General features: G+C 71.0%; 10 protein-coding genes. 3 read left to right on the forward strand and 7 right to left on the reverse strand.

What is annotated here, in order from left to right; translation table 11 throughout:
* The first annotated feature begins 88 nt into the window (after positions 1 to 88).
* Together ABZ721_RS12070 and ABZ721_RS12075 are read left to right on the forward strand one after the other, a co-directional pair.
* Positions 89 to 1,405, forward strand: coding sequence for a family 16 glycosylhydrolase (locus ABZ721_RS12070; RefSeq protein WP_358788526.1), 1,317 nt, complete (start codon positions 89 to 91; stop codon positions 1,403 to 1,405).
* 100 nt (positions 1,406 to 1,505) lie between these two features.
* Positions 1,506 to 2,150 carry a hypothetical protein gene (locus ABZ721_RS12075; protein ID WP_358788527.1) on the forward strand — a complete coding sequence of 215 codons (645 nt, stop codon included), beginning with the start codon at positions 1,506 to 1,508 and terminating at the stop codon, positions 2,148 to 2,150.
* Positions 2,151 to 2,275: 125 nt separating this feature from the next.
* On the opposite strand, the gene ABZ721_RS12080 is transcribed toward ABZ721_RS12075, so the two are convergent.
* From ABZ721_RS12080 to ABZ721_RS12110, 7 genes are all read right to left on the reverse strand, one after another.
* The gene (locus ABZ721_RS12080) at positions 2,276 to 3,124 is read right to left on the reverse strand and encodes a class I SAM-dependent methyltransferase (RefSeq protein ID WP_358788528.1); all 849 of its coding nucleotides are present in this window, start codon (positions 3,122 to 3,124) and stop codon (positions 2,276 to 2,278) included.
* Between the two features lie 101 nt (positions 3,125 to 3,225).
* On the reverse strand, positions 3,226 to 3,885 hold the full coding sequence (locus tag ABZ721_RS12085; protein WP_358788529.1) for a DUF5825 family protein: 660 nt from the start codon (positions 3,883 to 3,885) through the stop codon (positions 3,226 to 3,228).
* A 34-nt stretch (positions 3,886 to 3,919) separates the two neighbouring features.
* Positions 3,920 to 5,821 (reverse strand): RiPP maturation radical SAM C-methyltransferase, encoded by a 1,902-nt coding sequence (locus ABZ721_RS12090; protein ID WP_358788530.1) that lies wholly within the window; start codon positions 5,819 to 5,821, stop codon positions 3,920 to 3,922.
* Between the two features lie 180 nt (positions 5,822 to 6,001).
* Positions 6,002 to 6,130 (reverse strand): hypothetical protein, encoded by a 129-nt coding sequence (locus ABZ721_RS12095; protein ID WP_358788672.1) that lies wholly within the window; start codon positions 6,128 to 6,130, stop codon positions 6,002 to 6,004.
* Entirely contained in the window at positions 6,127 to 8,001 is a 1,875-nt protein-coding gene (locus ABZ721_RS12100; RefSeq protein WP_358788531.1) for a prolyl oligopeptidase family serine peptidase, read from the reverse strand. The genes ABZ721_RS12095 and ABZ721_RS12100 overlap by 4 nt, the downstream gene beginning before the upstream one ends.
* On the reverse strand, positions 7,998 to 9,248 hold the full coding sequence (locus ABZ721_RS12105; RefSeq protein WP_358788532.1) for an MFS transporter: 1,251 nt from the start codon (positions 9,246 to 9,248) through the stop codon (positions 7,998 to 8,000). Before ABZ721_RS12105 ends, ABZ721_RS12100 begins: the two co-directional genes overlap by 4 nt.
* A gap of 737 nt (positions 9,249 to 9,985) precedes the next feature.
* Complete coding sequence (locus tag ABZ721_RS12110; protein WP_358788533.1) at positions 9,986 to 11,389, reverse strand: hydrolase; 1,404 nt, start codon at positions 11,387 to 11,389, stop codon at positions 9,986 to 9,988.
* Between the two features lie 1,194 nt (positions 11,390 to 12,583).
* Here ABZ721_RS12110 and ABZ721_RS12115 point away from each other — a divergent pair.
* Complete coding sequence (locus tag ABZ721_RS12115) at positions 12,584 to 13,498, forward strand: NADP-dependent oxidoreductase (RefSeq protein WP_358788534.1); 915 nt, start codon at positions 12,584 to 12,586, stop codon at positions 13,496 to 13,498.
* Positions 13,499 to 13,564: the final 66 nt, after the last annotated feature.

Below are 13,564 nucleotides of genomic sequence, written 5' to 3' on the forward strand. Positions count from 1 at the left end.
CCCCGGCCCCCGACGGAGGACCCCCTGCCCGCCACCCGGGACCGGTCCCCATGCACCACCTCCACCCCGTCCCCGAAGGGAAAGCATCATGGCAGCACACCCCGGCACCACGCCGGCCCCCACCCGGCGCCGCCGGTCCCTCACCCGCAACGCCCTGACCTGTACGGCCGTCGCGGCAGCCCTCCTGCTCCCTGCGGTCAACGCCCACGCCGCGGACTTCCCGCCCAACCCCACCACCAAGAGCGGCTACACCCTGGACTTCGACGAGGAGTTCGACGGCCCCAGCCTCAACACCAGCAAGTGGCTGCCGTCCTACCTCCCGCACTGGACCTCCACCCCGCAGAACGCCCAGGCCCGCTACACCATCGCGGGCGGCACCCTCACGGAGCGGCTCGACGCCGACACCCCCGCCTGGAACGCCCAGTACGACGGCACAGTCAAGATCTCCAGCATCCAGACCTACGAGCACGACAACTGGCACCGCTTCAACGGCTCCATGCCCAACGACCACCACGAGCCGGACTTCAACGGCTACTCCACCAAGTACGGCTACTTCGAGATGCGCGCGAAGAACTCCAACGTCGGGGGCGGCGGACACCAGGCGCTGTGGCTGGTCGGTACCGGCGACACCACCCTCGGCAACGCCAACTCCGAGATCGACATGGTCGAGACGTTCTTCTCCAACCCGAAGAACTGGCGCATCGCCGCCTACGGCTGGAGCGACCCCAACTTCCTCGGCGACTGGTACCTGTCCGACAACCCGGTGCCCAGTGGCAGCCCCACCACCGAGTACCACCTCTACGGCATGGACTGGACCCCCACCCAGCTCAACTTCTACTACGACAACCAGCTCTACAAGACCATCAACGACGCCCCCAACTCGCCGATGGGCATGATCCTCGGCCTCTACACGGACGCCGGCTCCGGCGTCCACAACAACGTCTGGCCCAAGACCTGGAACGTCGACTACCTGCGGGTGTTCAAGGACAACGCCGGCTACCCCGAGAGCTCGGGCTACCAGCGGATCAAGAACCACCAGACCGGCCAGTTCCTGAACATCGAGAACCAGACCGGCAACGTCCAGTACGGCACCGTCCCCGCCACCTACTGGAGCTCCCAGTGGACGAAGGAGACCACCACCGACGGCTACACCCGCTACCGCAACCGCTGGACCGGCGAGTACATGAACACCACCGCCGGCAACGCCGTCGTCCACTACGGCAGCCTCCCCGCCACCGACACCACCAGCCAGTGGACCGAGGAGCCCGTCTCCGGCTACACGCGGCTGAAGAACCGCTCCACCGGCACCTACGCCCACACCGAGAACCTCACCGGCAACCTCCAGCACGGCGCCGCCCCCAGCACCTGGTGGACCAGCCAGTGGACCTTCGAGCCCGCCTCCTGACCCCCCTCCCCACGAGGTCCTGAACCCCGCTGACCCCAACCGTGCCGGCCGCCCTCTCCTCTCGGGGGCGGCCCGCACCCCACGCCCGAGGACAGCCACCATGCGCAAGAGCACCGCCGCCCCACTCCTCCTCGCCGCGGCCCTCCTGGCCGCCGGATGCGCCCCCGACCACAGCACCACCGCCGACAGCGCCGCCGCACCCACGCCACCCGGGCACTCCGGGCAGAGCCTGTGGCACGTCATCGACGCCGACGGCAAGACCATCACCCAACTCCCCGACGATGACCCGGTGGTGACCGTCGTCCGCAAAACCGTCGTCCTGCACTCCGGCGCGGTCGACAACCGCGCCTACCGCACCATCGCCGACAGCGCCGCGCAGGAGTTCGCCTTCTACAACGCGGACTTCGCCGACGCTCTCCGCGCCCAGCACTACGACGCCGGACTCGCCGACCTGTTCACCACCAACCACCTCGCCACCCACCAGACCGACATCGCCTGGTACCAGTCCACCTTCCCCAAGGACATGAAGACCGCGAAGGTCGAGATGGACAGCACCATCGAGTTCACCGCCGCCGACCAGAGCTACCTCGACACGAACAAGTTCGAACTCCACAGGCCCTACACCCAGCACCGCACCGTCAGCCTCGCCCTGGCCCACGGGAAATGGGCCATCGTCGCCATCGAGAAGGGCCGCCTCACCCGGCAGGCGCCCACGCTGCCCAAGCCCACCACCTCGCCCTCCTGAGGTCCGCACCGTGCGCGCGCAGCACGCCATCACCTGCAGCCGCGCCCCGCAAGCCATCGCGATCGGCGGCGGCCTCAGCGACGCTGGGAACCTGCTGTGCGGGAGGTAGGGAGCCGAGAGGCGCCCTACCGGCGGATCGCCGAGATCAGCCCGCCGGGCTGCTCCTCGCGCTGCGGTGGGGTGCCGACGGGTCGGCCATAGACGGCAGCACGCTCGCGCAGAGTATGGCTGTCGGCATCCCAGCCGTGCCCACCCAGCCAGCTCACCGGGTCGTCAGGCATCTCCGACACCCACAGGGACGCCGCCGATCCCGGCGCAGCGTCCGCGCCGAAGCGCTCGAGCACGCCGCGCGAGCCCAAGGTCAGCCCCATCCGACTGCCTGTCGCCGACAGCGCGCTGACCCGGGCCAGCAGCAGTTCCACCGCGTCCTCGGGCAGATAGATCAGTAGGCCTTCTGCGATCCACACGGTCGGCGCCGCCGGATCGTGCCCGGCGGCCGCCAGCGCGCCTGGCCAGTCCTCCCGCAGATCCACCGCGACGGTGATCCGTTCGCAGCGTGCCACGGCCCGCTCCTGGCGCAGCACCGACGCCTTGAAGTCCAACGGTGCGGCGGTGTCCACCTCGAACAGCCGCGTACCCTCGGGCCAGTCCATCCGGTAGGCCCGGCTGTCCATGCCGGCGCCGAGCAGCACGACCTGGCGGACCCCGGACGCGGAGGCCTGCCGCAACAGGTCGTCGAGGAACTTCGTCCTGATGACGATCGAGAACGACACGGCCAGCCGGCGCCGTCGTGCAGCCTCGTCATCGGGCGACGGCGAGGAGGGCCACAGGCCGCCGGCGGCGGCGAATGCCTGCGCCAGAGGGTCACGGAACAGCGCGTCCTCGCGCCCGGTCTCCAGCGCCCGCACCCTGGCCACTCCCACCGCCGTGGCCCACACTCCCGACGGCCGCACCCGCTCCTGCTCATCAGTCACCACGCCAGCGTAGATGATCCCTTCCCAGGGGTCCGCGGTCCGATGGGGGTCCGGCGCGGCCGTCCGCGCACCGCCGTGGTGGTGCGGGGCGAGCAGGACCATCAGATCACCAGCGGTGCTTCCGACCACCGGCGGACGCGGTAGGGGGCCCACCACAGGTGGTCGCCGAAGCGCAGGACGAGGGTCTCGGCCATGAGGTCGTCCAGGATCGGGGTGGGGATGGCGTCGGCGGGGGCTCCGTCGGTGAGGGTTTCGATGGCCTGGTGGTACTCCGGTTCGTCGATCGTGAAGCGGCGCAGTTCGCCGTAGCGGCGGTCGCGGACCTGCATGAAGCCGGGGCCGTACCGGAAGACGCATTTGCAGATGTAGTAGGTGTTGCGCCACTCCAGCGCTGTCGCGGCCGGGTCGGCGGTGCCGAGGACGGCGGTCGGCGGGTGCAGATGGCTGTAGTGGCGCCAGGCGTCGGGGTCCGGGCCGGTGTGGAGTTGCCAGTCGACCGCGATGGCCAGGCTGGACAGGTCGCCGACGAAGCTGAGCGCCTGGACGGTCCAGGCGGCGTCGGCGGGGTCCGTGACGTCGATGGGGCGGGGCAGGGTGACCTGCCGGGCTCCGGCGGTGAACAGCCGCTTCGCGGCCTCGCCGCCGGACATGTCGATCTCGTAGGTGCCCAGGGACATGCCCGGGAGCGCGCCCACCTCGGGTTCGTAGTCGCGTGCGGCGGTGATGGTGAAGGGCGCGGTGCCCGTGAGTGCTGGCGTCATCGTCGTCTCTCCGTGAGGCGGTCGTCGGCGGTGGTCAGACGGTCGTCGCGGCGAGTTCGGCGTCGCGGGCGGAGGTGTGGCGCATGAAGTCGATGCGCAGGAACTCCTCGTTGCGGGCGGGCGGCGCGATCTGCACGAACTGCCCGCTGTCCTCGAAGACCACCCCGAGCTCCCGCCACCGCGCCAGGACCTGCCGCAACGCCTCCTCCCCCACCGGGTGGGCGTCATGGAGTTTGCGGGCAGCGGCCTTCACCGCGTGCGGCTGGTCGAGCAGCCGGAACAGGGCCAGTTCGAACGGGTCCGTCAGTTCCAGGTAGGTCCAGTCGAAGGAGCGGCGCTTGCTGACCAGGACGATCCGGTCCTCCAGATCGCAGTGCGTCAGACGACTGCCGGCGTAGTTCCGCTTCCAGTGCGCGATGCCCTCGTCGAGGCGGCGGACGACATCCTCGTCGATCCCGCGCGGCGGCACGTCGAAGACGTAGGCGAGGTCGAACATCTCGGCGTCGGGGAGGTCGTAGGTGAGCCGGTACGGCTCGCCCGGTCGCAGCTCGGAGAAGCCGAGCTCGGGGTTGTTGAAGTAGGGGCTGAAGCGCTCGATGGCGATCCGGGAGGACGGGCCGACCGGCGGGTTCAGGTGCTCCAGCGCGGCGAGTTGCGCCACCACGTCGTCGTAGTCCTCGGCGTCCTCGCCGGGGAAGCCGTGCAGGTAGTTCCAGGCCACCGAGAGCCCGACGGTGGCGGCGTCGCGGAGCATGCGGACGTTCTGGCCGCCGGTGACGCCCTTGTCCATCAGGGTCAGCACACGGCTGTTGAGGCTCTCGATGCCCGGCTGGACGAAGATCAGGCCCGCGTCGGCGAGGGTCTGGAGCTGCCCTTGCCGCATGTTGGACTTGATCTCGATGTGCATGCGCAGGTCGTAGCCGCTGTCGATGATGCGCGGCAGCACGGACTTGACGTACCCCATGTCCAGGATGTTGTCGACGACGTACATGTCCAGGACCCGGTGCTTGGTGGCCAGCTCGATGATCTCGTCGTAGAACACGTCCGGGCTCTTGCTGCGGAACTGCATGAACGATCCGTTCAGGCCGCAGAACGTGCAGTGGTGCTTCTCGCCCCACCAGCACCCCCGTGCTCCCTCGACCACCAGCTTCGGCTCGACCCAGTGCCGTGCGTGGGAGGACGCGAGGCGCTCGAAGTACCCGGAGTAGTCCGGCGGCAGGATCGCGGCTGGCGGCAGCGGCGTGGTGGCCATGGCGTTGACCACGGAGGATCCGTCCTCACCCCGCCAGCACAGCCCCGGCACGTCTCCCAGCGGCTCGCCGGCGCCCAGCGCGTTGAGCAGCGCGGGGAACGACACCTCGCCCTCACCGCGCAGGACGTAGTCGACGAAGGGGAAGTTGCGGTGGACGGATTCGCCCTGCTTGCCGTCGCAGTTGGCGCCCCCCATGGCCGTCTTGATGTGCGGGGCGAGGCGCTTGACGTACTTGGCGGCGGCCAGCGCGGCGGTGTTCTGCTGGAACGTCGAGCTGAACCCGACGACGTCCGGGGCCAGTTCCACGATGCGTTCGGCGATGTGACGGACGAAATCGGGTGCGGTCACGTGCAGGGCCTGCGTCATCGCCATCCGCGGCCCGCGGACCCGGGTGCGCATCGCCTCGGTGAACTCGGCAACCCGCCACTTCGGGTCGTCGTAGAGGGCGGAGGAGAACACCCAGTCGCCGCATCCCAGGAAGTAGGAGCCCAGGGCGTAGTAGGAGTAGTCCTCAAGGGTGAATTCGGTGGTCTTGGTGATCCAGTCCACGTATTCGATATTGGCGTGGAGCACGTCCGCCGTGGCGCCGGGAACGCGCTCGTCGACGCTGCGCTTGAGAATTCCGAGAGCCAGCGACGGGAGGTCGATCGGGGCCCAGGGCATGTTCACCAGGAGTACGCGCATGGCTGGCCTCTTCTCATGTGATCCAGGTACGGAGTCGGGCATCGGTCCGGCCACCGGCCGAGCCGGTCTCGGACCGGTCGGGCTCGTCGAACGCGTCGAGCCCTCAGCAGCGGAACCGGACGGCCGGAGGGCGGGGTCGGGGCCGGCCGCGCTCCGCAGAGCGTGGCCGGCCCCCATGCACTACATGTCCTCGTCCTCCATCTCCTCCGCGGAGCGGAGGTAGACGACGACGCCGACGCCGGGCTTACGGCTCTCCTCGTCGCCATCGAGCGGGTCGCCGTGGATGATGTCCTTCTGCATGATGTTCACCTCCTCTCCTGGTGTGGGGGCGGCTCGGCCCGCACGGGTGCCGAAGGCAGCCCGCGACCGAGAAATCTGAGGGACCGCTTCATCACGGCCAGGTGCTCCGCGCCGTCGTAGCCGTCGTGGCCGGAGTCCAGCCACATCAGCTCGTGGGCCACCCCGCCCGCGCGCAGCACGTCCAGGTACGCCTCGATCTGTTCCGGCGGGCACTTGGCGTCCTGCCGCGCGGCCACCACCAGCAGGGGAGCGCGGATGGCGGCCGCGTAGGAGGACGGGGAGGCGTGGGCGTAGGCATCGGGCACCTGCTCCGGCGTGCCGCCGAACAGCGCGGTGTCGAGCGCCTGGAGCGCGGGCGTGGAGTGGTGGAAGGCCGTGACACAGTCGGCGAGCGGCTTGACCGCCACCCCGACGTCCCACAGCTCCGGGCGGGTCCCCATGGCCAGCAGCGTCAGGTACCCGCCCCACGAGGTCCCGCACAGGCCCACCGAGCCCGCGCGGCCGATGCCCCGCTCCAGCAGCTCGGCGCGCGCCCGCACCAGGTCGGCGACCTGGGTGTGGCCGACGCCCTCGGAGTAGGCGGAGCGCCAGCGCGGCCCGTAGCCCGTCGAGCCCCGGTAGTTGACGCGGGCCACGGCGTATCCCGAGCCGACGAGCGTCTGCACCATGGGGTCGTAGGCGTCGCGGTCGTGGTCGGCCGGGCCCCCGTGAACGAGCAGGATCAGCGGATACGGCGCGGAGCGGTCCGCGGGCGTCGTGACGAGGGTGTGCACCGGGCCGTCGGGCCCGGGCGTCCATAACTCCTGGCGGTGGCCGAACCGGGGAAGACGCCACTGACTCTGCCCGGGCAGCTCCGCACCCGCCAGGGACATCGCGCGCGGCACGTTGACCGCGTCGGTCCAGATGACGTGCACGTCACCGTCGGCGGCCGGGAGCGCGTCCAGGATGCTGCCCTCCGGGGTCGGGACGGGCAGCAGCTCGCGGCGCTCCAGGTCGGCGGTGAACAGCCGGCTGCGCCCGTGCCGGTCCTGGCGCACCAACAGCCGCGGGCTGCCGGGGCCGGGATACCAGCGGGCTGTGGTCTCGGTGTCGAACGTGCACCAGGGCAGCAGTTCCAGGCCGCTCCCGGGGGACCACGTGCCGAGGCAGTAGCGGCCGTGCCGTTCGCGCAGGACCAGCAGCAGGGGGCGGCCCGGCGCCGGTGCGGGACCGGGCGAGGGGCTGGGGGTCGGCGCGAAGCCGAGGGCCCAGGTGCGCTCTTCGGTGCCGGAGAGCACGGCGACGGTGGTCCCGTCCGGGGTCAGCAGCGTCACGGCGCGGGCGGAGTGCGCCGGACCGGACACCGCCAGCAGCTCACCGCCGGGCGCCAGGTCGCACAGCGTTCCGGAGTCCGGCGTCCGCAGGACCGGTGTGCCGGCACCGCCGCGCCGGCCCACATGGACGCTGAGCCCGTCGGGGGTCCGGATGCCGACGGCCACCGCGCCCCCGGCCGCCAACGCCAGTCCGGCGGGCCGCCCGTGCGGCACCCCGGTCAGCGCCGGGTGGTCCGGGCCGCCGTCGAAGGGCTGGGTGCGCCAGCAGCCGCGGCCGCCGCGGTCCTCGTCGAACCACCAGACGGCCTCGTCCTCGTCGAGGGCGCACAGCAGCGTGCCGTGCGGGCGGGCGGTCACCTGCCGTCCGGCGCCGGTGGCGCGGTCCCAGGTGAAGATCTCGCACCGGCCGTCGGCGTCCCCGGTGTAGACCATCCGGTCCGGGTGGCGGGGGCTGGTCACCGGCAGGACCGGCCGGTAGACGCCGTAGGTGCGCGGGGCCGTCTTCGGCGCGGCTGCCTTCTGTGCGGCCGCCTTCGGCGCGGTCGTCTTCGGCGCGGCCTGCGTCACGGTGTGCCTCCCACCACGAGCTGGGCGCGGAGCGTCGCGTACAGCGCCAGCCCGGCGAAGGCGCCCGCGCAGCCCAGCGCCACCCAGCGGCCGCCGTACGCGGTCACGAGGACCCCGGCCGCGACCGGTGCGAGCACGGCGACCCCCTGCCCGGCGGTGGACAGGACGGTTCCCATCCGGGCCAGCAGCCGGTCGGGCGTGACCAGTACCGCCTGGGTCTGCAGGACCACGATCACGGACGGCACGATCAGCGACACGCCGGCCAGCAGCAGCCCGTAGGCCCAGGTCCGGGAGGCGAACGCGAGCCCGGCGGCTGTCGGCACCATGGCCCACGACGCGCCCGTCACGATCCGCCCGGCGGGCACCCGCCGCACCAGCCACGGCGCGGCGAAGGAGCCCAGCAGTCCGCCGACTCCGGCCAGGGTGAGGATGAGGCCGATCGAGGAGGGGCTGGCGCCGCGGGCGTGGGAGGCGAACACGGCGTGGAAGTACAGCGCGCCGAGCAGCGCGTTGATCCCGGCGGTCCACACCACCACGAAGCGCAGGAAGGGTTCGGCCCACACGAAGCGCAGTCCCTCGGCGAGGTCACGGGTGAACGACGCGGCCGGCCCCTCCCGCACGGGTGTCAGGTCCGCGCGGATCGCCTTGCTCAACCCCGCGACCAGCAGGAACGACGCCGCGTCCGCGAGCAGCGGCACCCAGCGCGCCAGCTGGTACAGCACGCCGCCCAGCGTCGGCCCGACGATCTGCACGGCCTGGTCCCGCGCCTGCAGGTAGCCGATCGCCCGGGTGTACTCCCCCGGTGGCACCAGCCGCCGGATCGTCCCGGAGGCGGCAGCCCCGTAGGTGGCGCTGGCCGCTTGCTCGATGACGGCCGCGACGAGGATGTAGCCGAGGACGACCTGCCCGAGGGCCACGGCCACGAACACCGATCCCATGGCGGCCGCCGCGACGAGAGCCGCGGCGTACATCATCGGCTTGCGCGGCCACCGGTCGGCGTACACGCCGGCCACCGGCGCGATCACCAGCCCGCTGACCAGGGACACCGACGCGACGAGGCCGGCGAGACCGGCCGGATAGCCGGCACCCAGCAGGATCAGCGGCAGGAAGAGCGAGGATGCGCAGGTACCGAGGCCGTCGACCGCACCCGCGGTCCAGAAGAGAAAGAAGTCCCGTCTCCGAAAGGGGGACGGGCTGTCGGGTAAGAGGGGGTCCGAGCTTTTTAACTTCTCTCCTGCGGAATCCATCAAGAAACGCGCCAGGAGGAAACGGCCGATACGAACGAACCCACAATGCCCCCTGCATTAGGCGGACTTGCCGTTGTTGAGGATCGTGAGCGTATCGAACAGTAACGCCCATCACAACACTGTGTTCGATTCCAATTCTTGATCATGGAGTTCAGGGTTCCGGGCCATCCGGGAATTGATCTTTGGGAATCCACCCAGAAACACCGCGCCGACCTGCATCGATAGGCAAAGGGCGCCGGCAGCTCGATGCCACGGCCCGAAGACGGCGCCGAGGGCACGGAGGCGCCCGGCCCTAGCCCTGCTCAGCCTCCGCCTTCACCGTGACGCCGCTCCTGGGATCGACCCAGGTATCGCTCGTGAGCGTGGCTGAATCACGTCAGGAGGTTTCCCCGACCATGACGTGAATTCTCGGCCGGAAGAAGGGGAAGTCCACTCGTCGGCAGGCCGCGCCCATCCGGCCCGAGCATGAAGTCCGTCCTGTCGAGCGACCTTTGAGCCCCGCGGAGGCAAGCAGGTCAGGCCCCGCGAAGTGGGGCGGTCAGGCTGCGCGCCGGCGGTGGAGTGGTCGGTGGTTCGGGACCAGCGAGATGGGTGCCGCTCCGCGGCGCCCTTTGCCGTGCCTTGGAAAGTGGCGGGTGACCACCGATGGCCGCGAAGGGTCCGGTTCGCGCCATTCTCGGGTGCGGACGTCGGACCTTCGTAGTGGTGCGGACACTGGGGTGGAGGGGAACCCTGGCCTAGTGACCCACCACGTCCATATTGTCCATCTTGAGCTGGAAAGCCTCGAGGTGGAGAGACTTGTCCGTGACCCCGACACTGATCCAATTGCCCGGACCCCCCGGGTGGTCACACCCCTTTCCCAGCCACTGGTCCCGCTCGACGAAGGCGTTGCCGCAGACGACGCCGTCACTGAGGCTCATGGTGAACTGGTCCAACTCCAGGCCCTTGCCCGGGGTTCCCACCGTCAAGTCCTTCATCTCCGCGGCGGACGTCCATGAAGGCGGGAACCCGACCGTCTCCATGAACGCGTTGCCCGATGCCATCCTGCTGCCGGACACGGCGATGTTGACGGCCTCGATGGAGCGGCCCTCGTTCTGCGTGCCGGCGATGTCGCCGTCGCACACCGTGTGCTGCCAGCCGATGCCGGCCACGTAGGCCCGGTAACAGACGTGCCGGCCCGGGGACTTCTCGTTCAGCGCGGTGACCGCGACCGCCGCGGTGTCCGGCTTCGGCGCGGGCTTTGGCTTCGGCTTGGCCGGCGCTCCTCCACCGCCCCCGGCCACGGCGCGCGGCGCGGTCGGCGATGGGGACGGCGGGTCGCTGGGCTTCGGGGGCACCGAGGTGGGAGGCGGGGGGAGGGTCGCCACAGCGGGCTGCGAGACCTGCGGGCTGGCCTGGCTGGTCACCGCGGCCGTCTTGGTGAACCAGAGGATCAGGAAGGCGACGACGAGAGATATCAGCAGGGTGAGCAGCGTGGCGAGCCAGCGCGGGAGGAATGCGCGCTGGATGTAGGTGCCGTCGACGTCGAGGGGCGTGGTACCGGAACGCCGTACGGCCAGGCGGTAGGGCCGCTGCTGTTTGTGGCCGAACCAGATGAGCTGGCGGGGTCGGAGCGTCGCGTTGACGAAGGCGGCGCGCCCCGGCTCGATCTGGACGTTGGCGGGGTGGATCTCGTACGAGAGCTCGTCGCCGTTGTCGTTGCCCGTGATGGAGGCGGTGAGCGGGGTGTTGCCGACGTTGTCGATGGCGAGCTTGGGCCGTCCCCGGAAGCGTCCCTTGACGGTGTGCGGGACAAGTTCGGCCCGTATCTCGGTGAACGCCGTGATGGTGAGGTTGCCCTCGGGGACCGTGGTCGCCTCGGGGTGCTCCCTCGGAATGATCCGCACGGCGTACGGGTTGGGCCCGGCGGCGGCGTCCGGGGTACGCGGCGGCGCGAAGGTGAGTTGGACGGCCCCGGTACTGCCCGGGTAGAGCCGGAGGATCGGCGGCTCCACCGTGACGTAGGGCGCGATCTCGCCGACGGGGTCGAAGCGGTATTCGTCCACCACGTCGCCGGTGTTGCGAAGCCGCAGTCGTACGGCGGCGGTACTGCCCGCGTCTACGGTGGTTGACGCCGGCTCAAGGGAAGTCCATAGGCTCACTGAACGAAACTACCGGCGGAGCAGGTGCCCGGGCAGCCGGCTGGGGGCACAGTCGGTGTCCCCGCAGACGTGCCTGGCTGCCCTCAAGGTACGGCGGCACTGCCCTTCCGTCCCCCGGTGGGCCCCGGCTGAACTCGTACCTATGTCGCGTGCTCGCCCGACCCGGGCACAGCAACCGACGCAGCGGTGGCCCGCGCGGACCAGCGGGAAGCCCGCCTCCCATCGCGGGCTGTGGTCAGAGCGAGAAGGGCGCCCCGAGCATCCAGCGCGACGCCATCGGTAGGCCCTCAGATCCCGTACCACCCACTCCCCGAGGCGGTCCGGTGGGAAGCGACAAGCCCTCTGTGCGCTCCCGCGGGCAGCCAGCGGTCCCTCGGGCTCCTTGACAACGCGAAGAACCTGGAGACGGCCCGGGACGAGGGCTCGATCGCTGTCATCTCGCGCAGGCCGCCGGGTCCGGGGACCCGCGCTCGACCCCGACCCGGGGAACGGCCGCACGGTCGCGTCCCGATCGCTCACGATGCCCCTTCGCTCCGGACCCGCCGAGGGCTTACCCGGCCCGGGCCGCCACAAGCTCGGCCCCCGCGGCGGCCGGCCGCCGCATGTCGACCCGGTCGACGTCCGTGAGCGCCACGCGGTCGCGTGCGGGATCAACCGGCGCAAGAGGCACCGAGCCGTGGCCACCCGCTACGACAGCCTCGCGGTCAGTGCCTCCCCCCAAGGCAACCTGGGGTGCGATTCCGGCCTGCCACTCCCGTGCTGCCAACGATCAGTCACGGGACAACTCTGAGTACGGCAACGGTCGGGGGGGTTGACGTGTGGGCGGTCTCTGGTGGTGTGTGGCCGCGTCAGTTCGTAGTGACTGGTGCGGGCTGGGAACGGTCGTCGGCAGCGCCAGCGCGACCAGTGCAGGACGTGGTCGGCGAGGTTGGCGCGAGGCGGTGCCAGGCGGTGCCAGGCGGGAGATCCTGCAGAGGACGGCGGCCGCGGTCACGGCATCGCAGAGAGACGCCCGCCGCCATGCGCCGCTCGGGCCTTCCAACCTCACCGCCCCACCCCACCTGACCAGCGAAGAGATGCGGCGAACGACCGAGAGCGGCAGATTGCTTGGCTAGCCACATAATCGGTGCTACTTTTTATGTGGCTAGCCACATACAAGGGGTTGGCGGTTCCTCCCTGAAGGAGACAGCAGTCATGAAGGCCATCGTTTTCGACACGTTCGGCGGCACCGAAGTCCTGCACGAGGCGGAGCTCGAGATCCCCCAGCCCGGCCCCGGTCAGGTCCGGGTGCGGATCCGGGCGGTCGGCGTCAACCCGGTGGACGGGAAGATCCGTTCCGGGGCCATGGAGGACATCTTTCCCACCGCGCTGCCGGCCGTGCCCGGCGGGGAGATCGCCGGGGTAGTCGACGCCGTGGGCGAGGGCGTCGAGCGGCTGGCGGTGGGCGAGGAGGTGCTGGGATGGTCGGACACCGGTTCCTACGCCCAGTACGCCCTGGCCGCGGAGACCATCCTGGCCCCCAAGCCGGCCGGTCTGGACTGGACGCACGCCGCCGCCCTGCCGGTGGCCGGTGACGGCGCGGACCGGGCCCTGGACCTGCTCGCGGTCCAGGCCGGTGAGACGCTGCTGATCCACGGCGCGTCCGGGGCGCTGGGCACCATCGCCGTCCAACTCGCCGTCGCCCGCGGCGCCCGCGTCATCGGCACCGCGGGACCGGGCAACCAGGAGTACGTGACCTCGCTCGGCGCCACCGCGCTGGTCTACGGCGACGACCTGGTCGCGCGGGTCCGTGCCCTCACCCCGCACGGCATCGACGCGGTCCTCGACGCCGCCGGCAAGGGCGCGCTGGAGGACTCCATCACCCTGCGCGGCGGCACCGACCGGATCGTCACCACCGCCGACTTCCGCGCCCGCGAGCTGGGCATCGTCTTCTCCGCCGGGCCCCAACGCCGCTCAGCGGCTCGGCTGGCCGAACTCGCCCTCCAGGCCGCCGACGGCACCCTGGTCACCACCGTCGGGGCGACCCACCCGCTGGCCGACGCGGCCAAGGCCCAGGAGGCCAGCGACGCCGGCCACAGTTGCGGCAAGCTCGTCCTCACCGTCGACTGACCACTCCCCCGGGCCTCGGCCCCCCGCCCCCAGGGGGCCGGCCCCCGCACCACCAGGTCCAACCGA

This window comes from Streptomyces sp. NPDC006733 (genome assembly GCF_040636125.1).
Taxonomy (GTDB): domain Bacteria; phylum Actinomycetota; class Actinomycetes; order Streptomycetales; family Streptomycetaceae; genus Actinacidiphila.

Excerpts from the sequence above, each read along its gene's own strand:
- ABZ721_RS12070 (WP_358788526.1), top strand. The coding sequence starts at position 89 with ATGGCAGCACACCCCGGCACCACGCCGGCCCCCACCCGGCGCCGCCGG.
- ABZ721_RS12075 (WP_358788527.1), top strand. The coding sequence starts at position 1,506 with ATGCGCAAGAGCACCGCCGCCCCACTCCTCCTCGCCGCGGCCCTCCTG.
- ABZ721_RS12085 (WP_358788529.1), bottom strand. The coding sequence starts at position 3,885 with ATGACGCCAGCACTCACGGGCACCGCGCCCTTCACCATCACCGCCGCA.
- ABZ721_RS12090 (WP_358788530.1), bottom strand. The coding sequence starts at position 5,821 with ATGCGCGTACTCCTGGTGAACATGCCCTGGGCCCCGATCGACCTCCCG.
- ABZ721_RS12105 (WP_358788532.1), bottom strand. The coding sequence starts at position 9,248 with ATGGATTCCGCAGGAGAGAAGTTAAAAAGCTCGGACCCCCTCTTACCC.
- ABZ721_RS12115 (WP_358788534.1), top strand. The coding sequence starts at position 12,584 with ATGAAGGCCATCGTTTTCGACACGTTCGGCGGCACCGAAGTCCTGCAC.